Origin of the sequence: Leptolyngbya sp. DQ-M1 (assembly GCF_039962505.1) — a bacterium.
In the GTDB taxonomy this organism is placed as follows: domain Bacteria; phylum Cyanobacteriota; class Cyanobacteriia; order Leptolyngbyales; family Leptolyngbyaceae; genus Leptolyngbya.
In genome coordinates, this window is sequence record NZ_JAMPLJ010000001.1 from 881329 (window position 1) to 908010 (window position 26682).

The following is a 26682-nucleotide window of genomic DNA, read 5'->3' on the forward strand; positions in this document are numbered from 1 at the left end:
GATTTGATATGAATGTCCCCGACGATCGCCAATACGCTCCTGCCACTCAACGAAATCGCGAACCCATTTTAGAAGTTCTACTTGAGGTTTTGCCCCCCTCTGGAACGGTACTAGAAATCTCTAGTGGCACCGGAGAACACGCGGTCTTCTTTGCACCTCGCTTAGCGCCTCGAAAATGGCAACCTTCTGATCCAAACCCGATCGCTCGTGCCAGTATTTCTGCATGGCGTAAGTTTGAGCCTGCCGAGAACTTAGAAGCACCAATTAACATTGATGCTCGTGATGCGGTTTGGAGCGTCGAACAGCAGCAATTATCTGAGCCAGTTCGGGCGATCGTCAATATCAATATGATTCACATTTCACCTTGGTCAGCCTGTTTAGGGCTAATGGCAGGAGCAAATCGAATTCTTCAATCTGGTGGAATCTTGTATTTGTATGGCCCTTACAAGCAAGAAGGGAAACATACTGCACCGAGCAATGAGATGTTTGATGAAAGCTTACAGCTACAAAATCCAGAATGGGGTGTGAGAAATTTAGAAGATGTGGTTAATGTAGCTAAGAGTCAAGATTTAGGATTACTCAAAGTGGTGGCGATGCCTGCCAACAATCTATCAGTCGTGTTTCAGAAACAGTGATTAATTTAATCGCTACTCTGTTGAAGCTTGACTGATGCCGTTCTGCCACAGTTCATGTTCACTAATATCAATTTCATCATTCCACATCAGCCCATACCCATCTATATCAACCTTAAAGTGCTTGAAGAAGTGAGGATTTTTTAATGGCTTGAACATTGGCTTCTCTAACAGCTTAGAGATGTCATAATGCTTGACTTCGTGATTGGAGAATTTAATCGACAAAGTATGATCGTCGATCGCTTGAGCAGAGACAATCTTCGGAGACTTCATTGAGCAAACTCCATCTATTTCAAGGGTGGGAGCTTACGAAACTCCTGGTCATTCCACATCTGTATCAAGTCTTGCTGATAGAGAGTAGCCCATTCGATCGCTAATTTTTCAGCCCGATTTGGCAAGTCTCCTTCAATCACCTCCAAAGATTCAATACTAATCAAAGCATTATATTCTCCATAAATTGCATGAAAATGCGGTGGTGGATGATGGCGTTGTTGCATGAATGAGGGGTTGCGGAAGGGCAAGAGATGGTAAGTTTCAATTACCACACCAAAACTTGCCATGAAGCCTCAATACCGCATCCGCAACTGGTCTGAGTATAACGCTGGTTTGAAGCAGCGAGGAAGCATCACCTTCTGGATTGACGAAACGGTGTTAGCGCAATGGATTGTCCCGACCTTGAGCGGTGAACGAGGAGCATCTGTGTTCTACAGCGACTTAGCCATTGCGACAATGGCGACGGTGAAAGCAGTGTATGGACTGGCAGGACGACAATGCCAAGGCTTTCTGAGTTCGATATTTGGGCTGATGGGCTTCGAGTTTCCGGTGCCCGACCACAGCACCCTATCGCGTCGTATCGGTAAACTGACCATTGCTTTGCCTGTCCTGCCGGCAACCGGAGCGCGTCATGTAGTGGTCGATTCCACCGGAGTCAAAGTCTATGGCGAAGGTGAGTGGAAAACCCGGCAACATGGCATCAGCAAGCGTCGAACTTGGCGCAAGCTGCATTTGGGAGTCGATGAGGCAACGGGCGAAATCCTCGCAGCAGTCGTGACCTCGAACACAGTGCATGATGGCAAAGTCTTGGGCAACCTGCTCGACCAAATTGAGGATGAGATCAAACAAGTCACGACTGATGGCGCGTATGACCATCGCCATTGCTATGACGACATCACCGAACGCCGAGCCAAGCCTGTGATTCCCCCGCGCAAAGATGCCGTAATTTGGCAGCATGGTAACTGCAAAGCACCTCCGCATCCGCGAGATCAGAATCTACGCTCGATTCGCAGGCTTGGTCGGAAAAAATGGAGGTGCATGGCTGGCTATCATCGTTGCTCAATTGCCGAAACCACGATGTTTCGCTTCAAAGCCATCTTTGGGGGCAATCTCAACTCGCGTCGATTGGACAATCAAACCGCAGAGCTACTGGTCAAATGTGTTGTACTCAATCGCATGATTCAGTTGGCTAAACCCGACAGCTATTCCGTTGATGCTTAATTTCAAGCGGGAACGTCCCAATTCTTCTACTAATCTTATTCATGCAACAACGCCGTGGATGATCGCCAAAGAACACCTTAATAATGATTCCATAAAATCTTGTGATCTCTGGCATCAATTCTCACCCTAAAACTGACCTTCGATCGCCGGGACACACCGTTCACACAACAATGGATGTTCTTTCGATTCGCCCACATGAGTGGAATAGTTCCAGCAGCGATCGCACTTTCCACCGTCAGCATTCACAACCCCAATTCCCAAGGCTTCGGTTTGACTGGTGTATTTTGCTTCAGTCAGTCGATCGCTTAAATCCACTAATTCAACCTGCGAAGTAATGAATAGATATCGCAGTTCATCCACGCGATTTCCGCTCAAACTATCGGACGGATTGAATGACTGAAGTTGCGATCGTAAATCTGAATCCGCGACAAACAGCAGTAACTTCGCTTCGAGAGAAGAACCAATTGCTTTAGCGGTTCGCGCTTGTTCCAGCACTTTGTTGGCTTCGGCACGAAGTTCACGTAACTGCTCCCAACGCTGGGCTAACTCTGGATTTCGCCATTGATCCTCAAGCTTCACCCAGCCCGCCTCAAACACCGATTTATAAGATGTTTTGTACGGGAGATACTGCCAGATATCTTCTGCCATGTGTGAGAGAACAGGCGCGATCGCTTTCGCTAAGTTCTCAAGCGCGATCGCTAACACCGTCTGACAACTCCGACGGCGCTCTGCATTGAGTGAACTGATGTACAGCCGATCTTTTGCAATGTCGAGATAGAAGTTAGACAAATCTACAGCACAGAAGTTCTGCACGGTTTGGAAGAATCGGAAGAACTGATAAGTTTCAAACGAGTCTTGGATCTCGTCGAATACTTCAGTAATGCGATGCAGCATATAGCGATCGAGTTCCGGTAATTTCTCATATGCAACTGCATCTTTCTCCGGATCAAAGTCGTGTAAGTTCCCCAATAGAAATCTCGCGGTGTTGCGGATTTTGCGGTACACATCCGACATTTGCTTCAGGATGTTTTTACCGATCGGTACATCATTGGTGTAATCCACAGAAGACACCCACAACCGTAAGATATCCGCACCATAAGGCGGCTCTTGCTGTTGGTTTTTGCCGCCTTCAATCACCACCATCGGATCAACCACATTCCCCAAAGATTTACTTTGTTTGCGCCCTTGTTCATCCAACGTAAAACCATGCGTTAGCACAGTCTTATACGGTGCTTGTCCCTGAGTTGCAACACTGGTCAGCAAGCTCGATTGGAACCAACCGCGATGTTGATCTGATCCTTCAAGATATATATCAGCCGGATAGCGCAACTCTGGACGCTGTTCAACCACTGCTGCCCAAGATGATCCAGAATCAAACCAGACATCCATTGTGTCTGTGCCTTTGCGGTACTTTTTACCGTGATACTTCTCAGGTAAAAGCTCTTCGATCGACAATTCCCACCAAGCATCTGATCCTTTTTCAGCAATGATGGCTTGCACATGAGAAATCGTTTCTTCGTTCAATAACGGCTCTCCGGTTTCTTCGTCGTAAAACACCGGAATCGGAACGCCCCAACTGCGCTGACGGGAGATACACCAGTCCGATCGTTCAGCCACCATTGCCGTAATCCGATTCTCGCCTTGTGCTGGAATCCACTCTACCTCGGCGATCGCTTTTAATGCCTCCTCTCGGAAGCCTTCAACTGACGCAAACCATTGTTCAGTGGCGCGGAAGATTGTCGGCTTTTTCGTGCGCCAATCATACGGATATTTATGTTGATACGGTTCTTCTTTTAGAAGCGATCGTGCTTCTTTTAGGGCTTCGATCACCGCAGGATTTCCATCGACCAATACGTTTAAGCCCTGAAACTGCCCCGCTTCCTCGGTAAAGTCGCCATTGTCATCAACCGGAGACAGAATCGGCAATCCATAGCGCTGTCCCACTAGATAGTCATCTTGACCATGACCGGGAGCCGTATGAACTAAACCTGTACCCGATTCAGTCGTGACATAATCGCCGCCAATCACGATTTCGCTGGTGCGATCGAACAAAGGATGACGATAAGTACAATGCTCTAACAATCGTCCCATCATCGTTGCTTTGACTTCCAGCGTTGTACCGAGAACTTCCGACAAGCGATCGACTAAATCCTTTGCAACAATCAAATACTTAAATCGTCCGGGCGCATCCTCCCCAACTTCCACCACGGCATAAACTAATTCCGGGTTCACACTCACCGCTAAGTTTGCCGGAATTGTCCAAGGAGTCGTTGTCCAGATCGCTACACCTAATTCACCCAAGAACGGATCAAGCGGCATCTGCAACTCTTTCGACAAGTTCAGCACTTCAAATGCTGCATACAAGCTTCTTGAAGTATGACCTTCTGGATATTCGAGTTCCGCTTCTGCCAGTGCCGTTTTAGAACTCGGACTCCAGTGAACAGGCTTCAATCCGCGATAAATATAGCCTTTCAGTACCATTTGCCCAAACACACCGATTTGAGCCGCTTCATATTCAGGCTTTAGCGTTAAATAAGGATGCTCCCAATCGCCCCACACGCCATAGCGCTTAAAGCTGGCGGATTGTTGAGCAACCGTATCCAATGCAAAATCTCGCGCTTTTTGCCGCAAAGTGAGCGGAGTCAGTTGGCGACGTTCTTCGGGCTTGAGAGTTTGCAGGACTTTGAGTTCGATCGGTAAACCATGACAATCCCATCCCGGCACAAATCGAACTTTGCGTCCTTTCAGTAACTGATACTTATTAATCGTATCTTTGAGAATTTTATTCATTGCGTGACCGATATGCAGCGCTCCGTTTGCATAGGGCGGCCCGTCATGCAGAATAAACAATTCGCCTGGATTCTCTTGCGACAGGTGTTCGTAAATTTGCTGCTCTGCCCAGAATTTTTGCAGTTCGGGTTCACGTTTGACGGCGTTCGCACGCATATCGAACTTCGTCTGGGGCAGGTTCACGCTGTTTTTGTAGGAACCGGGTTCTGTCGCAGTCATAAGATAAAGGGCAAAAATCACATATCCGTCTATTCTGTCAGGAATTTTGCCACTGTGGAGATGAAAGCGCGATTTGTTTTACGTCTCTGGGAGTTTGAATACGTCAGAGTTAAGAAGATCCTGAAAAAGAAAATTGCAGGCGGAATTGAGTCAAGGGGAGCGATCGCTCCCCCTCATATCTCACCCCTTAACCCTGTTCCTCTTTCTCGTGCATAAAGCGTTCAATATCTGCCAGCGCTTGCTCAAAATCGATCGCTAAATTCGGCGCTTCTGGAGCGAGATGAGATTCAGGAGTGCAAAGCGTGTTTTCTAGCTTATTCAGCGACTCAGCAAAAGCTTGAGCGGCGGCGCGACGCAATTCTCGCTGTTGACGATCCATAAGGTTCACTCCTAATCAGTATGAGAGATTAGCCCGAAAGCCACATGCACGATTTTTAGGGTAGCTGCGCTCAGATCAGGATGCCCAATTTTAGATGAAAGCGTTTCATGACCGATTTGGCAGTTTATATTGTCGAAGCGACGCTTCACGGATGAGAATAGATAGGCATTGAGAACGGGAGAGAACTGTGGCTTACGATTATGATTTGGTAATTGTCGGCGCGGGCGTTGGAGGTCATGGAGCGGCACTCCACGCCGTCGATTGTGGTTTGAAGACTGCAATTATCGAAGCCGCTGATATGGGCGGAACCTGCGTGAATCGGGGCTGCATTCCTTCTAAAGCGCTACTTGCAGCCTCCGGACGAGTCCGAGAATTGCAAAATGCCCATCATTTGAAATCGTTAGGGATTGAAGTCGGGGGTGTGGCATTCGATCGAGCCGCGATCGCCAATCACGCACAAGCGATCGTCACTAAGCAGCGCGAAGGCTTGATCGGCAGCATGAAGCGTCTAGGCGTTGAAATCATTCACGGACGCGCAAGAGTCGCAGGCAGCCAAAAATTAATCATCTCAACGCCAGAAGGCGAAAAGACGATCACGGCAGAAGACATTATTTTGGCTCCGGGATCAATTCCGTTTGTGCCGCCGGGAGTGCAGACTGACGGCAAAACCGTTTTCACCAGCGACGATGCGATTAAATTAGAATCGTTGCCGCCCTGGGTGGCGATCGTCGGTAGCGGCTATATTGGCTTAGAATTCTCGGATGTTTACACGGCGCTCGGCTGCGAAGTCACGATGATCGAAGGACTCGATCAATTGATGCCAGGATTTGATCCCGATATCGCAAAACTGGCGCAAAGAATTCTAATCACGCCTCGCGATATCGAAACAAAGGTCGGGGTGTTTGCGGCGAAAGTGACTCCGGGATCTCCAGTGACGATCGAGCTAATCGATGCCAAAACAAAAGAATTGGTCGAAGTCCTAGAAGTCGATGCTTGTCTGGTTGCAGCAGGTCGCGTTCCGTTTGCCAAAGAGTTGGGACTCGAAACCGTCAACGTAGAACTCGATCGCGGGTTTATTCCGGTCAACGATCAGATGCAAGTGTTATCTGAAGGTCAACCGGTACCGCATTTGTGGGCGATCGGGGACGCAACCGGAAAAATGATGCTGGCTCATGCAGCTTCGGCTCAGGGTGTGATTGCGATCGAGAATATGTGTGGTCGCAAGCGTGAAATCGATTACCGCAGTATTCCCGCTGCCGCCTTTACTCATCCTGAAATCAGCTTTGTAGGCATGACCGAGCCGCAAGCAAAGGAATTAGGGAAAAAAGAAGGCTTTGAAGTCGCAGTGGTGCGGACTTACTTTAAAGGAAACGCGAAAGCGCTGGCTGAGGCGGAATCCGAAGGAATTGCAAAGATCGTTTACCGTAAAGATACCGGAGAAGTGTTAGGCACACACATTATCGGGATGCACGCGGCAGATTTGATTCAAGAAGCAGCGAATGCGATCGCGAAACGAGAATCAGTGCGATCGTTGGCGTTCTTGGTTCACACGCATCCGACGCTTTCGGAAATTTTGGATGAAGCGTACAAACGGGCAGCGGTGCATTCTTAGTCGGATCGCTTCGTTTCAGTTCGTTGAAGCCCCCTAAATCCCCCATTTGTGGGGGATTTAGGGGGCAAACTCCAGTCAAAGTAAATTCATTCCCTCACCCTATCCGTAACTCAATGGAAATCCGTCGTCGTTGTCCGAATCCTGCTGTTTCTGTTCAAGAACTGCGCTATCAAGCCAAAGTTCCAGACAGCGCCCCTCGAAACATTTTGGAAGAAATCGTCTGGCATAAGGAAACCGAAGTCGATCAACTGCGGGAAAAAATGCCGCTGATCGAACTCCAGAGTAAAGTTAAAGATCTCCCTGCTCCTAAAGATTTCTTAGCCGCACTCAAAAACAGCAAAACTAAGCCTGCTGTGATCGCAGAAGTCAAAAAAGCATCACCGAGTAAAGGCGTGATTCGCGAAGACTTTGACCCGGAGACGATCGGACAAGCCTATCAATCTGGTGGCGCAACCTGTCTTTCTGTCTTAACCGATGCTCAATTCTTTCAAGGTAGTTTTGAGAATCTGGCAAAAATTCGTGCGATCGTCGATCTCCCGTTATTGTGCAAAGACTTTATCGTTTATCCCTATCAGATGTATTGGGCGAGATTACACGGAGCGGATGCCGTTCTGTTGATTGCTGCAATTCTCTCGGATAAGGATTTGCAGTATTTCCTCAAAATTGTGAAAGCGCTGGGGCTGACCGCCTTAATTGAAGTTCACACCCTTGAAGAACTCGATCGCGTTTTAGCATTGGATGGCGTAACGCTCGTTGGCATCAATAATCGCAATCTGAAAAATTTTGAAGTCGATTTGCAAACGACTGAAGACATTTTGCGCGATCGTGCTCCGGTGCTGATAGAAAAGGGGATCACGATCGTCAGCGAGTCTGGACTGTACACTTCAGCGGATTTGGCGCGAGTGGCGAGAGCCGGTGCGAGTGCGGTACTAATCGGAGAATCCATTGTCAAGCAACCCGCTCCCGGAGAGGCGCTAGCACAGCTTCTTGCCGGACTTGCTTAAGCCTTTGGAGGCTAAGGTTTGCTGCATTCAGCTTTTAGGTTAGAATCTGAAATCTCTTCTGATAGAGTTCGTGCAACCTGCCTCCTCTCGCTCTACACCATTATTCTCTGTAGGTTTTTCATGGAACCGATCCCCCTACCATCGCACATTCACTACGAGTTATTGTTGCAACTGTTAGAGCGTCAGACTCTGTTTGCAGTCGGAGGGCGACAACGAGAGCAAGTTCAGCAGCTAATCGTCGCGCTCCGTAAGGCACTCTCGCAGCAAAAACAGCTTGAAGGCGAATTAGAGCGATTAAACCTGCCGATCGAGTATCGCTGGTCACTCAATAGTGTTCAGATGCCGACCGCCCCCCTGCCGCAAGAGCCAAAACTTTAAGCTACGGAGGCGCAAATCTTAGACTGCGTGTAACTTTATGATCGAACTTGTGGGAGGTTCGAGCGGTGTCAGAACCGGAGCAACTCAGTTTGAGCTTCGAGGAGAAGTCGTCTGTTTCGGACTTGATAGAGCAAGTTCAAGCGCAGCAACGGCGAATTCGAGATTTAGAGCAGGCGCTAGATCAGTCGATCGCGAGCCTAGAGGATCTGCGATCGCAGGTCGTCAATCAACATTTTCTAGAACGTCAACTAGCTTCGACCGAGGAAATCGCCAATGTGCAGCAGCAAGCGATTCACCAGTTAAAGCTGCAATTTTCTCAGCAAAAAGCTGAACTCGAACATAAGATTCAACAGGCACAGCAGCGAGAGCGTGATTATCAGAGCCTTCTAGCTGCGGCTGAAGCACGCCAACAAGCAGAGTTAGCAGATGTGCAGCCGTTTGAAATCGAGCAACAACTCCAAGTGCTGCAAACCGATCTGCAACTGCGACGGCAGCAACTCCAAGATCTTGAATCCGAAAAGCAAGAATCCCACACTCGCAGGATTGAGCTAGAAGCGCAAGTCGAAGCACTAGAAGCGCGAATTGCGCGTCACATGACCACACAAGCGCTGCTGCAACAGGTTTGCCAGGAACTCGAAGTCGATCGCGAACAAAGTCAAGGCCGGATCACCGAGCTAGAAAGCCAAGCAGCAGAGATGCAAGAACAAATCCTCAGTCAAGCCCAACAAGCGAGCGAGTACGAAACCGCCATTCAGCACTGGAAAACTCGCTTTCACGGACTACACGAAATTGCGATCGCGCTCAAACAAGCGTTGACCGATCAAGATCTTCCACCGGAGATTAAAGCGGTCTTAGACGAGATCGATACAACACCGCCACCAGATCTTAAATCGACGACGCGAGCGAATTCGTTCAAGCCGGAGAGCGACATTCCCGAATTTCTAGTTCGCCGCCGCACTTATCGCACTCGCAAAAGTTAGAGCGCAGCGACGATCGCATCTCCGATCGCCTGACATCCCACTAACCTTTTGCCCTCGGACATGATATCTCCGGTACGATATCCCTGATCCAGAACCTTGAGAACAGCCTGTTCAATCTGCGTTGCTGCTTCAGCTTGATCGAAACTGTAGCGAAGCATCATTGCTGCGCTTAGAACTTGCGCCAACGGATTGGCTTTGTCTTGTCCCGCAATGTCTGGGGCGGAGCCGTGAACAGGTTCGTAAACGCCGGGATTCGATGCCCCTAAACTCGCAGAAGGCAGCATTCCAATACTTCCGGTTAGCATTGCAGCCGCATCAGAGAGGATATCACCGAAGAGATTGCTGGTGACGATCGTATCAAACTGCTTCGGAGCGCGAACTAACTGCATCGCAGCGTTATCCACATACAAGTGCGTCAGTTCAACATCGGGATATTCTGCCGAAAGTGCAATCATCCGATCGCGCCAAAACTGTGAGACTTCTAGCACGTTTGCTTTATCGACTGAGCAAAGCCGTTTCGATCGTTTCTGGGCAGTTTCAAATGCCACGCGACCGATGCGATCAATTTCTGATTCGGTGTATGCCATCGTATTCACACCACGCTTTTCGCCTGTTTCTGTCGTAAAGATTCCGCGGGGTTGACCGAAATAAATCCCACCCGTTAATTCCCGCACAACCATAATGTCGACTCCTTCCACGACTTCACGCTTGAGCGTTGAGGCATCGACTAATTGAGGCAAAATCGTTGCAGGGCGAAGATTTGCAAAAAGCTGTAGGCCTGATCGCAGTCCCAACAATCCAGTTTCAGGGCGCAAATGACGCGGCAGGGAATCCCATTTGTACCCCCCGATCGCAGCAAGTAAGACCGCATCGCTTTGTTTACAGGTTTCGAGCGTTGCCGCAGGAAGCGGTTCACCCGTCGCATCGATCGCGGCACCCCCAATCAGCGCTTCTTGAAACTCGAAATCGAGCGCAAACTTCTCGCTGACGGTTTTGAGAACGCGAACGGCAACTGCCATAATCTCAGGCCCAATGCCGTCACCGGGAAGAAGTGTGATGCGATACTGTTGGCTCATAGCGCTTTACGATGCTGAAGACTGCGGAAAGTATCATATCGCAATGCTTTCCCTAAAATGAAGGAATTGTTCTGGTTCTGATCAAAATCAGCATTGCCAAAGATTTACGCCCTGATTCGCGAAATGGCGATCGTTAAAGCGATCGTCTTTGTAATCAATCTGGCGGTGTTTGCTTATCTGAAGAAGACTTTTCCGAGGCATCGGTCTTCCATGGATTCTTAGTTCCCATTTCAGTGAATGCAGAAAAGACTAAGTACAGAATCAATAAGCCTGCACTCAGAAGAAATGAAACAATCTCATCATTCATGCTAGATATCCCCGCGCCACTTTGGCTTCGGCGGTTCCGTTTGCGCTAGGAGTTTACCTTGAGAAATGACATACCGCACAGTAGCGCGTCGGCGAATAGCATCGTATCGATCGATCGCATCCAGCACAATCAAATTCGCAGGCTTACCCACTTCAACCCCATAATGATCTTGAACATTCAAGGTTTTCGCCCCGCCCCAAGTCACCATGTTATAACAAGCATCAATCTCAGTTGTTCCAGTCATTTGACACACATGAATCGCCATAGATGCCACATCGAGCATATTGCCTGTACCGAGCGAGTACCAGGGATCTTGAACGCAATCATGCCCTAAGCTCACATTCATTCCTTGCTGCCACAGTTCTTTCACTCGCGTCACGCCGCGCCGCTTGGGATAAGTATCTGTCCGACCTTGCAGCGTAATGTTGATCAAGGGATTCGCGATGAAATTAAGCTGGGTGCGCTTGAGAAATCCCAGCAGCTTGAACGCATAAGCATTGTTATAAGAGCCGAATGCAGTCGTATGACTAGCAGTGACTTTCGACCCCATTTCAGTACGAATGGCACAGGCAGCGACCACTTCTAGAAATCGAGATTGATCGTCATCGATTTCATCACAGTGAATATCGATTAAGCGATCGTACTTCTCTGCCAGTTCAAAGATGCGATTGACCGATCGCACTCCATCCTCGCGTGTCAGTTCATAGTGGGGAATGCCGCCAACCACATCCGCTCCCAACCGCATCGCTTCTTCCATTAATTCATCGTTCTTTGCGCCGCCGTAAATTCCATCCTGCGGAAACGCGACGACTTGCAGCGTCATCCAATCTTTCACTTCTTCACGCACTTCGAGCAACGCTTTCAGCGCGGTTAAGCTTTGCTCACTTACATCCGCGTGACTCCGCACAAAAAGAACCCCCTGCAACGCCTGCTGTTTCAGCGTCTCGATCGCTCTTTGTTTCACGTCTTCCAGCGAGAGATCTTGCTTGCGGTCTCGCCAAATCTCGATACCCTCAAACAGACTCCCGCTCTGGTTCCAGCGCGGTTCCCCTGCCGTGAGTGCAGAGTCCAAGTGAATATGCGATTCGACAAACGGAGGGCTGACTAGATAGCCTTGGATTTCTAGTTCTATCTCCGCTGTTGCATCGAGGTGAGGGGCAATCTCAACAATCTCACCCGCCTGAATCGCAATATCCACCCGTTCAGAAACATCAGGAGCGCGAAGGAGTTGACAGTCACGCAGCAGAAGGTCGTAGTTCGGCATAATCCAGCACCGCAAAGATCTCATCGCCCACTCTAACGGATTCGAGTACGTTTCCGTATGCCGGAGGCATCGCGCTCAAAGGTGCCAAATTGTGCAAATTTTAGAAACTCGGTTGTTAGCTTCTTTTATCGATCCGTAATCTGCGTTCCCAAGCTGATGTAGCGCTAACAACTTGCGTTCTAAATTTTTAACACGCTTGATCCATCAAGGGTTCAAGCCAAGGTTGAAACTGATCTCGTCGGAAAATCTGAGCGCGACGGTGAGAGTCAAACCGGACAAGGCTCGGTAATCCATATTGTCGAACGCATTCTTTAATCCAGGAAGCCACACCTTGATTGGCTTCGGGGGCCATTTCCGCCTGGAAGAATCCGTACATTAGCACCAGTTGACTGTGAGAGAAGAGTGGAGCGTCTTGTTCAATCAACCGAGTCAGGGTCGTTCGGGGTGCGTCTTCGCGGTAGCGGTGATTAGAGCGATAGTCTTTTTGAGGTTTTTGAGACATTTTGTGAGGCATATAACTCCTTACGATCGAATATAAAAAATCGCCAAACGACTCCTTCCGAGCAAAAACCAGGTCGAGAAGAGAGTCAGTTGGCTGATGAGTAGATGCAATTTCGTCAAGATGTAAAACTTTCTAACTTGATAATATTCGCTTTTATAAAAAACTGCAAAGGTTTACAGATCTATATCGATTTTTTTGTCGTTTTGGGTACGAAAGTATGTTATCCAAGAAGATGAGAAGTTCTGTGAAGAATTGCACGATCGCGTCCTCTCTGGTAGTTACACTACAAAGCTTGGCAACGAATCTGATAATTTAACTTGTGAATATATTCAGCCAAGGGTGAACAATGACGGTCGAATTTAGGGCAGGTCTGGAAGGTATTCCTGCAACTCAGTCCAGCATAAGTTTTGTCGATGGGCAGAAAGGGATTCTGGAGTATCGCGGCATTCCGATTCAGGAATTAGCGATGCAGCCTGGAAATACGTTTCTAGAAACCGCCTATCTTCTGATTTGGAACGAACTGCCGAATCGGGAAACCCTGGCAGAGTTTGAACACGAAATTCAGTATCATCGCCGCTTGAAGTACCGCATTCGCGACATGATGAAGTGCTTTCCAGAAAGCGGACACCCGATGGATGCGCTGCAAGCTTGTGCTGCTGCTTTAGGTCTCTTCTACTCAAAGCGGGCGCTCGATAATCCAAGTTATATTCGAGCAGCGGTCGTGCGGATTCTGGCTAAGATTCCGACGATGGTTGCTGCCTTTCAACTGATGCGAAAAGGAAATGATCCGGTACAGCCGCGTGACGACCTGAGCTATGCTGCAAACTTCCTGTATATGTTGAACGAGCAGGAGCCCGATCCCTTTGCAGCGCGGATTTTTGATATCAGCTTGACGCTTCACGCAGAACACACGATCAATGCGTCTACGTTTAGCGCGATGGTAACTGCTTCGACCCTGACTGACCCCTATGCGGTGATCGCCTCGGCAGTAGGAACTCTGGCAGGGCCGCTTCACGGTGGAGCCAGTGAAGAAGTGATCATGATGCTAGAAGAGATCGGTTCAGTTGAGAACGTCCGTCCATTTTTGGAAGATCGCCTAGAGCGCAAGGAAAAGATTATGGGCTTTGGGCATCGGGTTTACAAAGTCAAAGACCCTAGAGCCAACATTCTGCAACACCTAGCCGAGCAACTGTTTGAAAAGTTTGGTCAAGATAAGTATTACGATATTGCGGTCGAACTGGAGAGAGCCGTCGAAGAGCGACTAGGGCACAAGGGAATTTATCCGAACGTCGATTTTTACTCCGGTTTAGTGTATAGAAAGTTAGGCATCCCAACTGACTTATTTACGCCTGTGTTTGCGATTTCACGGGCTGCAGGCTGGTTGGCACACTGGAAAGAACAGTTAGCCGAAAACCGCATTTTCCGACCCACGCAGATTTACACTGGGCTGCACGGATCGCCTTATATTCCGATCGATCAGCGAACATGAAGTTTGTATAAATCGAAATGATGGGTCAGACCCCTCTTGTGGATTTGGCTAACCCTTGCAAGGATATCTACGTGACGATTTTCAGGAACTCCAGCCCTCAGGAATCTTGCTTCTGAGGGTTTCTTTCATGGAAGCTGAATTTATTACGGTCAATTTGGACGACAACAGAAGTAGGGAGTGGGGAGTAGGAAGTAGAGAGAAATACCCCACTTCCTACTCCCCGCAGTTAAGATTGATATAGAAGAATTGCGATCGTTCTTTAGATGAATATTCAGTTGAGTCAATCCGTCTCATTGGATACTTTGATAGCTCAAAACGCCATAAATTCGGGAGTTCGATGCGTTTCGGTTCCATCGAGACCGCTATACTGAAAGACGTTGAGTGCATCAATAATTCTTCATGTATGGAGAGCGATCGACCTGCCTCAACTGCTTTCCTACGAGTCGGGAACCATGAATCCAGGAATTGACCTTCAAGGAACCTTTATTGAAACTGTGCAGAGCCTTGGCATTCCTGCCGGGGCAGCCAAAGCCCTCTGGATGCCATTGCCGATGCTGATCATGCTGGTTGCAGCAACGGTCAGTGTCTTGGTCGTGGTGTGGCTAGAGCGGAAAATCTCAGCCGCCGCTCAACAGCGGATCGGCCCTGAATTTATCGGCCCGCTCGGTGTCCTTGCACCGTTGGCGGACGGATTGAAACTGGTATTCAAAGAAGATGTGGTTCCGTCCAAAGCAGACAAGCTGCTGTTTACGCTGGGGCCTGCGATCGTTGTGATTCCCGTCTTCTTGTCCTACCTCATTCTTCCATTTGGACAAAATTTACAAATTACCGATGTTGGCTTAGGCATCTTTTTGTGGATTGCACTCTCTAGCGTGGCTCCGATCGGGCTTCTGATGTCGGGCTATGCCTCGAATAATAAGTATTCGCTCTTGGGTGGACTACGTGCTGCCGCACAGTCGATTAGTTATGAACTGCCGTTAGCGCTCTCCGTCTTAGCAGTCGTAATGATGTCGAACTCGCTCAGCACCGTCGATATCGTAAATCAGCAAGCGGGTTACGGCATTCTTGGCTGGAATATTTGGCGGCAACCCGTCGGATTTATCATCTTCTGGATTGCAGCATTAGCAGAATGTGAGCGAATCCCCTTTGACTTACCCGAAGCAGAAGAAGAACTCGTTGCAGGCTATCAAACCGAATATTCGGGGATGAAGTTTGCGCTCTTTTACTTGGGATCTTATGTCAACCTGACGCTGTCTGCGCTGCTATTTGCGGTGCTTTACCTCGGTGGTTGGGAATTTCCAGTGTCGCTGCCGTACATTTCGGGTCTGATTGGCATTCCTGAGAATACGCCTTGGCTGCAATTGATCTTTGCCTCGATCGGGATTGGAACCACAATTCTGAAAGCGTACTTCCTCGTGTTCCTCGCGATCTTGATGCGGTGGACTGTGCCCCGTGTGCGGATTGACCAACTGCTTGATCTCGGTTGGAAATTCTTACTTCCTGTTTCGTTGGTAAACCTGCTGGTTACTGCAGGCTTGAAACTTGCATTCCCGGTCGCATTTGGCGGCTAACCTCTAACCCTTGGAGAACACTTCATGCTGAAATTTCTCAAACAAGTCGGTGACTATACAAAAGAGGCGATCCAGGCGGGTAAATACATTGGTCAAGGGTTATCTGTGACCTTCGATCATATGCGCCGTCGCCCGATCACGGTTCAGTACCCTTACGAAAAGCTGATTCTTTCAGAGCGATTCCGAGGACGGATTCACTTTGAATTTGATAAGTGTATTGCTTGCGAAGTCTGCGTCCGGGTATGCCCAATCAACTTACCTGTAGTGGATTGGGAGTTCAACAAAGAAACGAAGAAGAAAAAGCTGAATCACTACAGTATTGATTTCGGCGTTTGTATCTTCTGTGGCAACTGTGTGGAATATTGCCCGACGAACTGTTTGTCAATGACCGAAGAATACGAACTGTCTACCTACGATCGACACGAACTCAACTACGATAATGTTGCGCTCGGTCGTTTGCCTTACAAGGTGACGAACGATCCGATGGTGACTCCGTTGCGCGAGTTTGCTTACCTCCCTAAAGGTGTGAACGAGCCGCACGATCTTCCGGCAGGGTCGCGCCGTGCGGGGTCTCGCCCGGAAGAGATTGTCGAAAAAGGGTCGTAGTTGACCTTACAGAGACGTACTCGATCGCGTCTCTTGTCTGATATTTAGGAGAGAGAACCGTGAATTTAGCGGAAGGTGTTCAAATTGTGTCGTTCGCGATCCTGACAGCAATGATGCTGGGATCTGCAATTGGCGTTGTGCTTCTCGAAAATGTGGTGTATTCCGCCTTCCTGCTGGGTGGAGTATTCATCAGCATTGCTGGATTATATCTGCTGTTGAATGCAGACTTCGTTGCAGCGGCTCAAGTGTTGATTTACGTGGGAGCGGTCAACGTTCTGATTCTGTTTGCGATTATGCTCGTGAACAAGCGGGAAGCCTTTAAGCCGATGGCGAAATCTTGGATTCGTCGGGCTGCGACTGCACTTGTTTGCGCTGGAATTTTTGCCCTGCTGAGTGCGATGGTGGTCACAACTCCCTGGGCGATTTCTACAGCCGTTCCAGTTGAAAGCTCGATTATTACGATCGGCCTTCACTTCTTCAGCGATTTTCTGCTGCCGTTTGAGTTGGCTTCGGTCTTGCTGCTGATGGCGCTGATTGGTGCGATCGTACTGGCTCGTCGCGAGTTCATTCCTGAAGCCGACGAATTGGCTGGAACTACAGCTTTGACTTTGCCAGAGCGTCCGCGTGAACTGACCCCCGCCGGTCAAAGCAATCTTGAAAACTAAGGACTTCCCCGATGCAACTTCAATATTTCTTACTGATTGCGGCGGCGTTATTCTGCGTTGGCATTTATGGTTTGGTGACGAGCCGGAATGCGGTGCGGGTATTGATGTCGATCGAGCTAATGTTAAATGCGGTCAATCTCAATTTGATGGCGTTTTCTAACTATCTTGATCCGCAGCAAATCAAGGGTCAGATTTTTACCGTTTTTGTGATTACGATCGCGGCTGCGGAAGCGGCGGTTGGCTTGGCGATCGTGCTTGCGATTTATCGGAACCGAGACACGGTAGATATGGAGCAATTCAATCTGCTCAAGTGGTAAATTACATTCCGTGTTTTTGAAGAGAGATGTGGTTTAGGCTGCATCTCTTTTTTATTTGAGTTTGCCCAGTTGCAAGCACTGAATTCAGCGACCAACTCTAGAGCTAGAGCAAAATTCTTATGAAGCGTTTTTAGCGCGATCGCTTACGCTCGATCGGTCCGTTAATCCGTCAAAAGCGTAAATCGTTTTCACATTTGAATTAGCATTTAGGGGTGCTTTTTTATCGATTCTCGATCGTTGTGCAGCTAAAACAAGTTCTAATTGTTCACAAATCCGGCGACCCATTGAGTAAGCGATGGGCAGAAAATTGCGCTCAGGCTCTAGAAAAGCGAGGATGTCACGTTTTACTAGGACCAAGCGGACCGAAAGATAATCCGTATCCGGTGTTCTTGGCTTCCGTTGCACCCCCGATCGATCTTGCTGTAATTCTCGGTGGCGATGGGACTGCGCTGTCTGCGGCTCGGAATTTGGCAGCCGATCGTATCCCAATTTTGGCAGTCAATGTCGGTGGTCATTTAGGATTTCTGACCGAATCACCAGATGACTTTAACAGCGAGACGATTTGGGATCGGTTAGAGGCAGATCGATTTGCAGTACAGAAACGGATGATGCTTCAGGCAACCTTGCATGAGGGCAATCGCACGAATTTAGAGCCTGTGAGCGATCGCTATCTTGCTTTGAATGATATGTGTATTAAACCAGCTTCCGCCGATCGCATGATCACTTCGGTTCTAGAAATGGAAATTGATGGCGAAGTGGTTGATCAATATCAGGGGGATGGATTAATTGTGTCTACGCCGACCGGATCAACCTGTTATACAGTTGCGGCAAATGGTCCGATTATTCATCCGGGAATGTCAGCGATCGCAATTACGCCGATTTGTCCGTTGAGCTTATCGAGTCGTCCGATCGTGATTCCACCTGGATCAGTAGTGAGTATTTGGCCCTTGGCTGACTATGATTTAAGTACAAAGCTTTGGATGGATGGCGTGTTAGCAACTCCAATTTGGCCAGGTCAGCGAGTAGACATTCGGATGGCGGAGGAAGAAGCCCACTTCATCGTATTGCGTGAGGACTATTCCTACTACAAAACTCTGCGTGAAAAGCTGCAATGGGCTGGTGCAAGAATCCATTACAACAATAATCACCGAAACTAGGAGAGTCGAAGCAGATTGAGATATCAATGAGCCTGGAAATGCCTGCTGACTGCAAATTTGATTAATCGAAAGGGTGTGCTTGATCGCCGAACGATCGCAGGACGTAAATACTTACCCAGCAACAAGCGAGCCATTCCCTTAAGTCGTGCTTTCGATCGTACGTGGATCAATTTGAGTTGAGGATTCGCCTGATCGACTAGAAACGGTGGTAGAAACGCTAATTTGCCGTAGAGTAAATCAGCGTGATGAATGCCGCTCATTCCATTGCGACGATGTTCGGGATTAGATTTACCCCCATGTTCGCCATAATTGCGAAATGGAATGTAATTTTTGAAGCCTTTTCGTCGCAAGTAATTATCAATTTGAGAATCAAAATTGTGATAGCTTGCACCATATTTTTCGGTGATTTCTTCTACAAAGCTTTCACACAGACTCTTTGCACCTTCAGGAGTAACAACATAGGCAACTAATGCGGTCGAAAAGCCTTCTCCATAGCCTTCGGGTGTTACGGAATAAAGTTGTGGGGCACAGGTATATAACCAAGCTATTCCTACATTTTTCTGATCTAAATTAAAAGGAGCTGAAAGAGATCCCATACCTACCACGGGCACAAAATCTGATTCAACGATTAAAGTCGGATGGGAAGCTTGAGCCGCTTTCTCCCAGGCTTGCCGATGATTCAACATACAGCGATGAATCGAAGCGAAATCTTGGTATTCGGGTTTGTCCTGTTGTCGCACTACTTCACAACAAAATCCTTCTGATGTGAGCGCTTCTTCTAGTTGTTGAGTAGATTCTTTATAAGCAATGATCAAAGCTTTTCCGATCGCCATCTTTAATTGAGTAAGATTACTCGTTTTGTTTGGTCGAAAATTTTGACTAGAATCCCGTTGAGATAGTTTTTTAATCATCATTCTGGAGAGTGGAACGGGGAGTAAAAGAACAATGAAAATCTTAAGCAAAAGCCGCAATATGGTTTGAGGTGCGACAGAGTCATGATGAACTGCGAGCCGCAAATAACGGAAAGCTGAGACTGCATTCGAGCGTTTGGAAGGGTTAGCCAAAACTCGATGCGCGTAATAGGTATAAAGCGCTGCAAGCGTATCTTTTCTCAAATACCGCAAAGAATCGGGTGCTTGTTTAAAGGCACGATCAATAATCTTTAAACAAGCGGCTTCTGATGCCTGAATATTAAACGAGGAGGAGCCGTTATGGGTTCGATAGAGAATTTGATATTTTGGAACACAAACGAATTTGAATTGAGCAGCAAGTCGAATGTAAAAATCCCAATCTTCCGCATTAGGAAGGGATGGATCAAAATGGAAAGACATTTGCGCGATCGCACTACGCCTAACTAAGATATTAGAGCCACTTCCAAAACAGTTTTTGACTAATAATTTGCGATAAATATTCTCTGCATTTCCGTAACGTGCTCCTTGGTATCGGAGATTGCCTGCACCATCAATAAAATTTGTCCAACTATAAGTCACATCTGCTTCTGGATGATTTTGAAGTGCCTTCCACTGTTCTTCTAATTTATCTGGTGTCCACAAATCATCAGCATCCAGAAACGAAAGGTATTCACCTTTTGAGAGTTCAATTCCTCGATTGCGAGCGAGCGATTTACCAGAATTCACATAAGAAAATACTTTAATTCGAGGATCACAAATGCTTTGCACAATCTCTAAAGTTTTATCCGTTGCACCATCATTCACCACAACAACTTCAAAGTCCTTAAAGGTTTGATTCAAAACAGATTCAATTGTTTCTCGAATTGTTTTCTCAGCATTGTATGCTGGAATAATCACAGAAATAATAGGTGAATACTTGCTCGTCTGCATCATTTTCTTAAGCTGTAGTTTGGGAGTTATTTAGAAAGAAACGTACGATGCCACAGATAGAAGGGGCTGATGAAACTACTAATCAGCAACTGTTGTTCGCAAGCTATCGCTAAATCCTCCTGGTGAGGATGCTTGAGTTTATAAGCGACCATTTTCTTGAGATCATTCAAGACATACAGGGGAAGCACAAGGGGACGCTGCCAAGGCTTCCATCGCAACATCCGAATATGATGGCGAACGAGTCCAACCCCTTTGATCAATTTGAGTAAGTACGATCGCTCCGTTCGCCAGTGGGGAATCTGGTGATATAGGTGCATTTCCGGGTTGTACCAAATCTCGCGCCCGGAGTTCTGAATGTGCAGAATCGCTTCGATGTCCTCACTGGCAAGCATTGCAGTGGTCGTCCGTCCCACTAACACTAATCTTTCAGGAACCGCATCGATCCACGCTTGACGCTGCACCACTAAGCCCGCGCCCGGAGGCAACACACGATCGTACCGATGCGGCTTTGATCCACGTTCGACGATCGCTAAGTATGGCGCAAGTTTCTTCACGCTAGGGGGCGGCTCGACTTCGTATTCTGCATGAATTTGTCCACCAAATGCCCCGATTTCTGGATGCGCTTGAGCAAATCGATCAACTTGAGCAACCCAGTTTTGATCCGGCAGTGTGTCATCGTCGAGAAAGGCAACCCAGCGTCCTGCAGCTTCGCGAACAGCCCTCGATCGTGCAAACGCTAATCCTTGCTCTGGCTCGAAAATATATCGAACTTCAGGGTAGTTTGAAACAATCTGCTGAGTATTGTCGCGACTATTGTTATCGATCACTAAAACTTCCCAAGCGATCGCCTGTGTGTGAAGCTGCGATCGCAGTCGGTCTAAGACTTGCCCGATTCGAGCTTCACCGTTGTAGGTGCAGATGACGACACTCAGATCCATAGTTCATGTTCAATCCGTTGTCCCCAGTATGGACAAGCTCGATCGAGCGCTAACAATTGCCTGGAATTCTGATTGCATCTTTTGTAGAGATTAATACAAATCGAGTTTAATCCTGAAAATGAAAGTCCTTTTGACTGGTTTAGCTGCAAGTCTACTCGCATTGATGCCTGCCACGGCTCAAATGAATTCCCGCTCGATCGAATCCTTTAATGTGATTGGAACTGAGCCGTTTTGGAACGTGACGATCGACAAAACAGGAATCACTTACAAAACGCCAGATCCCCAGAAGATAACGTTTCCCTACGTTGCGCCCCTGAGTGCTCAAGGAAAACCCGCAGACTATGTGCGCGTTTATCCCCTACGTGGACGAACAAGCGGAACCTTGGTGATTCGACGGGGTGCGTGTAGCGATGGAATGTCCGATCGCAAATATAACTACACGGCTACGCTGGTCTTGGGCAATACCGTTCGGGACGGTTGCGCGATGAAGAAGTAATTCTTCTTTGCCATCACTGTAGAACTGTGGTAGAAACTCTACTCAGTTCTATTTTTTTGTCTTTGTGCAAGAGCAGTTAATTATTTTCACACGCTATCCTGAACCGGGTAAAGCCAAAACTCGTTTGATTCCAGCTTTGGGAGAAGTTGGGGCGGCGGCACTACATCGACAGATGACGGAAGCAATGATCGCGCAATCCCGCAAGCTGAAAAACGATCGTTCTGTCTCAATTTGTGTTTATTACACAGGTGGAACACTCGTACAAATGCAGGATTGGTTAGGGCATGACCTGGAGTATCGATCGCAGTGTTCCGGCGATTTGGGCGATCGATTAATCAATGCGTTTCATTCCGCGTTTGATTCCGGTGCAAGATCAGTTGTTGCAGTTGGAACAGACTGTCCTGATTTGACTGCTGATGTATTAACGACAGCATTTCTAAAATTAAACTATTATAATTTATCAATTGGTGCTGCAACGGATGGTGGATATTACTTAATTGGATTAAATCAGTTTGTGACTAGTATTTTTCAAGGCATTACCTGGAGTACAAATCTTGTATTTCAGCAAACGTTGGAGATTGCAAAACAGTTAAATTTATCGATCGCGCTCTTACCGACGCTGAATGATATCGATCGCCCTGAAGATTTGCGGCATTTGCCATGAAAATCTCGATCGTCATTCCGGTTCTAAATGAAGCAAACGCACTCCCTAAAATTCTCTCGATTCAAGCGACTGATATCGAAATCATTGTGGTAGACGGTGGAAGCCAAGACGAAACGGTTGAAATTGCGAAATCCTACGGCGTTAAAGTCTTGCACTCGACTCCGGGTCGCGCCGCACAAATGAATGCAGGAGCCGCGATCGCAACCGGAGAGATTCTCTTGTTTCTTCATGCCGATACACGATTGCCCCCAGGATTCGATCGAATGATTCACCAAGCGTTATCGAATTCGATCGCGGGTGCATTTCAGTTAACTATTGATGCGACTTTACCGGGATTGTGTTGGGTGCAATGGGGGGTCAACTTACGATCGCGTTACCTTCAATTTCCTTATGGCGATCAGGCGGTCTTTCTGCATCGCAAAACGTTTGACGCGATCAGTGGATTTCCAGACCTGCCGATTATGGAGGATTTTGAATTTGTCAGAAGATTACGACAAAGGGGAAAAATCACAATCGTTCCTCATGCTGTCCTGACATCTGGACGACGCTGGCAAAAAATGGGCGTTTTCAGAACGACGATCGTCAATCAAATCGTGATATTGGCATACCTGTTAGGAGTTGCACCGGAGCGAATCCAGCGCTGGTATCGCACCGGACTCAAACCAATTCGTTACACTAGGCATCAGTAGTGTTGTGATGAATGTATGGCAACTCGCAAAGATACGATCTTCGAGCAGTATTTAGCTCCGATTGCCCGCTTGCTCGTCGATGAAACCGAGATGCGGCGATTGCACGACAGTATTGACTGGAAAACGGCATGCGATCGTTTGGCTGATCCCGATTTGGTCTATCCGAACTACTACAAAGCTCAGAACTTTCACGGCATCGAAGGTGGCTATTTAACGATCGGCGCTGCGACAACTTACGATCCCATCACTCAGTTGGCGTTACCCCCGAATGAAACCTGGGTACGCCAACAAGTGATCGAAGCAATTCAGGGACAGCCCTTACGAATTCTAGACCTTGGCTGTGGCACCGGATCAACCACGCTATTACTCAAGCAAGCGTTTCCGAATGCAGAAGTGTTCGGCTTAGATTTATCACCGTTTATGTTAGCGGTTGCCGATCGCAAAGCCAATCAAGCCAACTTAAACATTCACTGGATACACGGCAAAGCAGAATCTACAAAATTCTCTGATCATTCATTTGATTTAGTGACCGCTTCGTTGTTATTTCATGAAACACCGTCCATAATCTCCAAGTTAATTCTGCAGGAATGCTATCGTTTACTGCAATCTAGTGGTGAAGTGATCATTCTAGATGGCAATCAGAAAACACTCCGACAAACAGAATGGTTAACACAAATTTTTGAGGAACCTTATATTCGTGAATATGCTCATGACAGCATTGAAGCGTGGATGGGTACAGCCGGATTTTCAACCATTCATAGCGAAGAATTTTGGTGGCTGCATCAAATTACGCATGGAGTGAAAGCACTCGCCAGCACCGATTTTGAGGAGTTTGACGAATTTGGTGGAGCATTTGCGGTGTCGTAGTCTATCTGACATTCGCGATCGCGCTCTGCAAGCTTGAGTGTAAGGTAGAAGACGGAACGATCGCGCTTTATATTCCGATGCTGAAAGCTGTTCTATTTGATTTTAACGGGGTCATTATCAACGATGAGCCACTCCACGACAAACTGCTAGAGCAGATTTTGATCGAGGAGAACCTACGCCCCAAGCCGGGAGAGTTCCGCGAACTTTGTTTAGGACGCAGCGATCGTGTTTGTATTCAAGCTTTACTAGAACGGCGCGGCAGAGTGATTAATCCGGCTTATCTTAATGAATTGGTGATGCGGAAAGCCCACGCCTACGTGCAGCAGATCAGCGCATTAGAAAAGCTGCCGATTTACACCGGAATTGAAGACTTGATGTTTAAGCTGCCTCAGTGCAAGTTTGCGATCGTCAGTGGCGCACTGCGGTCTGAAATTGAACTGGTCTTAGAGCGGACAAATCTGCGATCGCGCTTTTCAGTTATCGTGTCCGGCGACGATCTAACCGTCAGCAAACCTGAACCGGATGGATATTTGTTAGCGATCGATCGACTCAATCAAACTTTCCCGAATCTTCAGCTAACGGCTTCAGAATGTTTAGCGATCGAAGATACCTTCAGCGGCATTGAAGCGGCAAAAGCAGCGAAGATTCCGGTTGTGGGAGTTGCAAATACCTATCCGTTTCATATGCTGCAACGCTGCGCCAATTGGACAGTCGATTATTTAATTGATTTAGAAATCGATCGTCTTCAAGACAGCTTTGCGATCGTTCCAGTCTAAAAAAGTCGAATTCATCATCGCTTATTTTTTAGTCTCTTAGATTTTTGCTACGCAGTAACATGGAACTAGAAGTGCAAATCCTTGTTTTGTGAGTCTTCATGCTATTGTCCCTGCGGATCGAAAATTTTGCGCTGATTGATCACCTCGACTTAACGTTTGGGGCAGGACTGCACGTTCTGACCGGAGAAACGGGTGCGGGTAAATCGATTATTTTGGATGCGATCGATGCGGCGCTCGGCGGAAAGGTGACAGGTCGGGCGGTACGAACCGGAGAAGAACGCGCCACGATCGAAGCGACTTTCCGAGTGAATGATCTACTGAAGTCCTGGTTTGAGCAAGAGCAAATTGATTTACTCGATGACGAAATTGCCGTTTGTAGCCGTGAGATTGTGGCGTTGGGCAGTGGGCAACGCAATCGATCGAGAATTAACGGAGTCCTAGTCAACAAGCAGCAGATGGAAGCGTTGCGCGATCGTTTGGTTGAAATCACCGCGCAAGGGCAAACCGTTCAACTGGGGCAACCTGGACTTCAGCGAGATTGGCTTGATAGTTATGGCGGAATCGTTTTATTAAAGCAGCGCGAAGTCGTCAGTCAGGCATTTTCCAGCTATCAGCAGGCGGCTCAAGCCTTAGAAAAACGCAAACATTCAGAGCAGCAGCGCTTACAGCAGCTTGATCTGTTTGAATATCAGCTACGCGAACTGAATGCAGCAAACCTCGACGATCCAGACGAGTTGGATCAACTAGAGCAGGAACGCAAGCGGCTCGGTCATAGTGTGGAATTACAGCAGCAGAGCTATCAGGTATATCAAGCCCTTTATCAGAATGAAAATGGGGAAGATGCCTGTGCAGACTTGCTGGGTAAGGCAGAAAGCTTGCTGAACGACATGGTGCGCTATGACGATCAGATTCAGCCCATCTTAGAGATTGTGACTTCTGCACTGGCACAAGTCGAAGAAGCAGGACAGCAAATTAATGCTTATGGCGACGATTTAGAAACTGATCCGCAGCGGCTGCAAGAAGTCGAAGAACGCATCGTTGAATTAAAACAAATCTCCCGCAAGTATGGTCCTAATTTGAGTGATGCGATCGCGCTGCGGCAATCGCTCCAAACCGAACTCGAAGAACTTACCGGAGCCGGACAATCGATCGAGGAGCTTGAAAAGCTCACCGCAACTCGAAGAACTGAGCTTGTCGAGGCTTCAACCCTTCTCACTAAATTGCGTCAGTCCACGGCTCAAGGTTTAGAAGCACGCTTGATTGCAGAACTCAAACCGCTGGCGATGGAAAAGGTGCAATTTCAGGTGGGAATTACACCGATCGCACCGACCGCCGCCGGGAGCGACCGCATTAGCTATCTATTTAGCCCGAACCCTGGTGAACCGTTGCAGCCGTTAACCGAGATTGCGTCCGGTGGGGAAATGAGCCGATTTCTACTCGCGCTGCAAGCTTGTTTCTCTCAAGTCGATTCGGCAGAAACGCTGGTCTTTGATGAAATCGATGTTGGGGTTTCCGGTCGAGTCGCGCAGGCGATCGCAGAAAAGCTGTATCAACTGGGTCGGCATCATCAAGTTCTCTGCGTGACGCACCAGCCGATCGTGGCAGCCATGGCAGATCAGCATTTCAATGTGGCAAAGCAAGTGATCGAACTGAGCAACGGATCGCAAAATGGGAACGGAGCCAGCGCAGAGCTTAGAACGATCGTGCGGGTGAGCGCGCTCGATCAGGAGCAACGCCGTCAAGAGTTGGCACAGCTAGCCAGCGGTCAAGTCGGATCGGCTGAAAATACCACGACTGAGGCGGCGGCGATCGCGTTTGCGGATTCGCTGTTAGCGCAAGCGGTAAGTTTGCGAGATGGAGTCAGTCCGGCTGAACCCGCTGCCAAACCTGTGGAAGCAGCCGCGAAGAAAAAGGCACGATCGACCCGGAAACGCTAGTCCGGTTTATCACTTGCAGCAGGGATCGAGCG

Annotated in this window: 28 protein-coding genes; 19 read left to right on the top strand and 9 right to left on the bottom strand. The window is 48.0% G+C overall.

Annotated elements, in window-relative coordinates; translation table 11 throughout:
* Positions 1-8: 8 nt before the first annotated feature.
* Complete coding sequence (locus tag NC981_RS04275; protein ID WP_348241664.1) at positions 9-635, top strand: DUF938 domain-containing protein; 627 nt, start codon at positions 9-11, stop codon at positions 633-635.
* Positions 636-647: 12 nt separating this feature from the next.
* Here NC981_RS04275 and NC981_RS04280 read toward each other — a convergent pair whose 3' ends face one another.
* Complete coding sequence (locus tag NC981_RS04280; RefSeq protein ID WP_348241665.1) at positions 648-905, bottom strand: DUF2442 domain-containing protein; 258 nt, start codon at positions 903-905, stop codon at positions 648-650.
* 14 nt (positions 906-919) lie between these two features.
* A complete protein-coding gene (locus NC981_RS04285) occupies positions 920-1129 on the bottom strand; it encodes a DUF4160 domain-containing protein (protein WP_348242042.1) in 210 nt (69 codons plus the stop codon).
* Between the two features lie 61 nt (positions 1130-1190).
* Between NC981_RS04285 and NC981_RS04290 the strand changes: the two genes are divergently transcribed.
* A complete protein-coding gene (locus NC981_RS04290) occupies positions 1191-2126 on the top strand; it encodes an IS5 family transposase (protein ID WP_348241666.1) in 936 nt (311 codons plus the stop codon).
* A gap of 126 nt (positions 2127-2252) precedes the next feature.
* Here the strand turns inward: NC981_RS04290 and ileS are convergent, their stop codons facing one another.
* The gene (gene ileS, locus NC981_RS04295) at positions 2253-5135 is read right to left on the bottom strand and encodes an isoleucine--tRNA ligase (protein WP_348241667.1); all 2883 of its coding nucleotides are present in this window, start codon (positions 5133-5135) and stop codon (positions 2253-2255) included.
* A 187-nt stretch (positions 5136-5322) separates the two neighbouring features.
* Entirely contained in the window at positions 5323-5514 is a 192-nt protein-coding gene (locus tag NC981_RS04300) for a hypothetical protein (RefSeq protein WP_348241668.1), read from the bottom strand.
* A 187-nt stretch (positions 5515-5701) separates the two neighbouring features.
* Here NC981_RS04300 and lpdA point away from each other — a divergent pair, with 187 nt between their 5' ends.
* The 4 genes from lpdA to NC981_RS04320 all read left to right on the top strand — a co-directional run bounded on the left by lpdA (position 5702) and on the right by NC981_RS04320 (position 9488).
* Positions 5702-7126, top strand: coding sequence for a dihydrolipoyl dehydrogenase (gene lpdA / locus NC981_RS04305; RefSeq protein ID WP_348241669.1), 1425 nt, complete (start codon positions 5702-5704; stop codon positions 7124-7126).
* Positions 7127-7239: 113 nt separating this feature from the next.
* Positions 7240-8130: an indole-3-glycerol phosphate synthase TrpC gene (gene trpC / locus NC981_RS04310; RefSeq protein WP_348241670.1), complete on the top strand. Its 891-nt coding sequence runs from the start codon at positions 7240-7242 to the stop codon at positions 8128-8130.
* 120 nt (positions 8131-8250) lie between these two features.
* Positions 8251-8508 (top strand): DUF5340 family protein, encoded by a 258-nt coding sequence (locus NC981_RS04315; protein ID WP_190378817.1) that lies wholly within the window; start codon positions 8251-8253, stop codon positions 8506-8508.
* Between the two features lie 65 nt (positions 8509-8573).
* Complete coding sequence (locus NC981_RS04320; RefSeq protein WP_348241671.1) at positions 8574-9488, top strand: hypothetical protein; 915 nt, start codon at positions 8574-8576, stop codon at positions 9486-9488.
* On the opposite strand, the gene leuB is transcribed toward NC981_RS04320, so the two are convergent.
* On the bottom strand, positions 9485-10564 hold the full coding sequence (gene leuB / locus NC981_RS04325) for a 3-isopropylmalate dehydrogenase (protein ID WP_348241672.1): 1080 nt from the start codon (positions 10562-10564) through the stop codon (positions 9485-9487). The genes NC981_RS04320 and leuB overlap by 4 nt on opposite strands.
* Before the next feature lie 93 nt (positions 10565-10657).
* Here leuB and NC981_RS04330 point away from each other — a divergent pair, with 93 nt between their 5' ends.
* Entirely contained in the window at positions 10658-10786 is a 129-nt protein-coding gene (locus NC981_RS04330; RefSeq protein WP_277881526.1) for a hypothetical protein, read from the top strand.
* Between the two features lie 86 nt (positions 10787-10872).
* Here NC981_RS04330 and codA read toward each other — a convergent pair whose 3' ends face one another.
* Together codA and NC981_RS04340 are read right to left on the bottom strand one after the other, a co-directional pair.
* On the bottom strand, positions 10873-12135 hold the full coding sequence (gene codA, locus NC981_RS04335; RefSeq protein ID WP_348241673.1) for a cytosine deaminase: 1263 nt from the start codon (positions 12133-12135) through the stop codon (positions 10873-10875).
* Between the two features lie 187 nt (positions 12136-12322).
* Positions 12323-12637, bottom strand: coding sequence for a hypothetical protein (locus NC981_RS04340; protein ID WP_190378820.1), 315 nt, complete (start codon positions 12635-12637; stop codon positions 12323-12325).
* A 346-nt stretch (positions 12638-12983) separates the two neighbouring features.
* Here NC981_RS04340 and NC981_RS04345 point away from each other — a divergent pair, with 346 nt between their 5' ends.
* From NC981_RS04345 to NC981_RS04370, 6 genes are all read left to right on the top strand, one after another.
* A complete protein-coding gene (locus NC981_RS04345) occupies positions 12984-14126 on the top strand; it encodes a citrate synthase (protein ID WP_348241674.1) in 1143 nt (380 codons plus the stop codon).
* 452 nt (positions 14127-14578) lie between these two features.
* On the top strand, positions 14579-15697 hold the full coding sequence (gene nuoH / locus NC981_RS04350; RefSeq protein ID WP_190378911.1) for an NADH-quinone oxidoreductase subunit NuoH: 1119 nt from the start codon (positions 14579-14581) through the stop codon (positions 15695-15697).
* Between the two features lie 24 nt (positions 15698-15721).
* Complete coding sequence (gene ndhI, locus NC981_RS04355; protein WP_190378822.1) at positions 15722-16303, top strand: NAD(P)H-quinone oxidoreductase subunit I; 582 nt, start codon at positions 15722-15724, stop codon at positions 16301-16303.
* Positions 16304-16362: 59 nt separating this feature from the next.
* Positions 16363-16968 carry an NADH-quinone oxidoreductase subunit J gene (locus NC981_RS04360; protein ID WP_190378823.1) on the top strand — a complete coding sequence of 202 codons (606 nt, stop codon included), beginning with the start codon at positions 16363-16365 and terminating at the stop codon, positions 16966-16968.
* An 11-nt stretch (positions 16969-16979) separates the two neighbouring features.
* Positions 16980-17285, top strand: a complete 306-nt coding sequence (gene nuoK, locus NC981_RS04365) for an NADH-quinone oxidoreductase subunit NuoK (RefSeq protein ID WP_348241675.1) — start codon at positions 16980-16982, stop codon at positions 17283-17285.
* A gap of 239 nt (positions 17286-17524) precedes the next feature.
* Entirely contained in the window at positions 17525-18442 is a 918-nt protein-coding gene (locus NC981_RS04370) for an NAD(+) kinase (RefSeq protein WP_348242043.1), read from the top strand.
* A gap of 23 nt (positions 18443-18465) precedes the next feature.
* Here NC981_RS04370 and NC981_RS04375 read toward each other — a convergent pair whose 3' ends face one another.
* Positions 18466-20250, bottom strand: a complete 1785-nt coding sequence (locus NC981_RS04375) for a glycosyltransferase family A protein (RefSeq protein WP_348241676.1) — start codon at positions 20248-20250, stop codon at positions 18466-18468.
* 59 nt (positions 20251-20309) lie between these two features.
* Positions 20310-21221: a hormogonium polysaccharide biosynthesis glycosyltransferase HpsE gene (gene hpsE / locus NC981_RS04380; RefSeq protein WP_348241677.1), complete on the bottom strand. Its 912-nt coding sequence runs from the start codon at positions 21219-21221 to the stop codon at positions 20310-20312.
* Positions 21222-21384: 163 nt separating this feature from the next.
* Between hpsE and NC981_RS04385 the strand changes: the two genes are divergently transcribed.
* From NC981_RS04385 to recN, 6 genes are all read left to right on the top strand, one after another.
* Positions 21385-21717, top strand: coding sequence for a hypothetical protein (locus NC981_RS04385; RefSeq protein ID WP_348242044.1), 333 nt, complete (start codon positions 21385-21387; stop codon positions 21715-21717).
* A 64-nt stretch (positions 21718-21781) separates the two neighbouring features.
* Positions 21782-22381, top strand: a complete 600-nt coding sequence (locus NC981_RS04390; RefSeq protein ID WP_348241678.1) for a TIGR04282 family arsenosugar biosynthesis glycosyltransferase — start codon at positions 21782-21784, stop codon at positions 22379-22381.
* On the top strand, positions 22378-23070 hold the full coding sequence (locus tag NC981_RS04395) for a TIGR04283 family arsenosugar biosynthesis glycosyltransferase (RefSeq protein WP_348241679.1): 693 nt from the start codon (positions 22378-22380) through the stop codon (positions 23068-23070). The genes NC981_RS04390 and NC981_RS04395 overlap by 4 nt, the downstream gene beginning before the upstream one ends.
* 15 nt (positions 23071-23085) lie before the next feature.
* Positions 23086-23937: a class I SAM-dependent methyltransferase gene (locus tag NC981_RS04400; RefSeq protein WP_348241680.1), complete on the top strand. Its 852-nt coding sequence runs from the start codon at positions 23086-23088 to the stop codon at positions 23935-23937.
* Positions 23938-24014: 77 nt separating this feature from the next.
* Positions 24015-24713, top strand: a complete 699-nt coding sequence (locus NC981_RS04405; RefSeq protein WP_348241681.1) for an HAD family phosphatase — start codon at positions 24015-24017, stop codon at positions 24711-24713.
* Positions 24714-24811: 98 nt separating this feature from the next.
* Positions 24812-26650 (top strand): DNA repair protein RecN, encoded by a 1839-nt coding sequence (gene recN, locus NC981_RS04410; RefSeq protein ID WP_348241682.1) that lies wholly within the window; start codon positions 24812-24814, stop codon positions 26648-26650.
* The last annotated feature ends 32 nt before the right edge of the window (positions 26651-26682 follow it).

Coding starts and splice junctions, on each gene's coding strand:
- NC981_RS04300 (WP_348241668.1), bottom strand. CDS start 5,514: ATGGATCGTCAACAGCGAGAATTGCGTCGCGCCGCCGCTCAAGCTTTT.
- ndhI (WP_190378822.1), top strand. CDS start 15,722: ATGCTGAAATTTCTCAAACAAGTCGGTGACTATACAAAAGAGGCGATC.
- NC981_RS04290 (WP_348241666.1), top strand. CDS start 1,191: ATGAAGCCTCAATACCGCATCCGCAACTGGTCTGAGTATAACGCTGGT.
- leuB (WP_348241672.1), bottom strand. CDS start 10,564: ATGAGCCAACAGTATCGCATCACACTTCTTCCCGGTGACGGCATTGGG.
- codA (WP_348241673.1), bottom strand. CDS start 12,135: ATGCCGAACTACGACCTTCTGCTGCGTGACTGTCAACTCCTTCGCGCT.
- NC981_RS04285 (WP_348242042.1), bottom strand. CDS start 1,129: ATGCAACAACGCCATCATCCACCACCGCATTTTCATGCAATTTATGGA.
- hpsE (WP_348241677.1), bottom strand. CDS start 21,221: ATGGATCTGAGTGTCGTCATCTGCACCTACAACGGTGAAGCTCGAATC.
- NC981_RS04405 (WP_348241681.1), top strand. CDS start 24,015: ATGCTGAAAGCTGTTCTATTTGATTTTAACGGGGTCATTATCAACGAT.
- NC981_RS04280 (WP_348241665.1), bottom strand. CDS start 905: ATGAAGTCTCCGAAGATTGTCTCTGCTCAAGCGATCGACGATCATACT.
- NC981_RS04395 (WP_348241679.1), top strand. CDS start 22,378: ATGAAAATCTCGATCGTCATTCCGGTTCTAAATGAAGCAAACGCACTC.
- NC981_RS04400 (WP_348241680.1), top strand. CDS start 23,086: ATGGCAACTCGCAAAGATACGATCTTCGAGCAGTATTTAGCTCCGATT.
- NC981_RS04315 (WP_190378817.1), top strand. CDS start 8,251: ATGGAACCGATCCCCCTACCATCGCACATTCACTACGAGTTATTGTTG.
- ileS (WP_348241667.1), bottom strand. CDS start 5,135: ATGACTGCGACAGAACCCGGTTCCTACAAAAACAGCGTGAACCTGCCC.
- NC981_RS04340 (WP_190378820.1), bottom strand. CDS start 12,637: ATGTCTCAAAAACCTCAAAAAGACTATCGCTCTAATCACCGCTACCGC.
- nuoH (WP_190378911.1), top strand. CDS start 14,579: ATGAATCCAGGAATTGACCTTCAAGGAACCTTTATTGAAACTGTGCAG.
- NC981_RS04385 (WP_348242044.1), top strand. CDS start 21,385: ATGCCTGCCACGGCTCAAATGAATTCCCGCTCGATCGAATCCTTTAAT.
- NC981_RS04275 (WP_348241664.1), top strand. CDS start 9: ATGAATGTCCCCGACGATCGCCAATACGCTCCTGCCACTCAACGAAAT.
- NC981_RS04345 (WP_348241674.1), top strand. CDS start 12,984: ATGACGGTCGAATTTAGGGCAGGTCTGGAAGGTATTCCTGCAACTCAG.
- recN (WP_348241682.1), top strand. CDS start 24,812: ATGCTATTGTCCCTGCGGATCGAAAATTTTGCGCTGATTGATCACCTC.
- nuoK (WP_348241675.1), top strand. CDS start 16,980: ATGCAACTTCAATATTTCTTACTGATTGCGGCGGCGTTATTCTGCGTT.
- trpC (WP_348241670.1), top strand. CDS start 7,240: ATGGAAATCCGTCGTCGTTGTCCGAATCCTGCTGTTTCTGTTCAAGAA.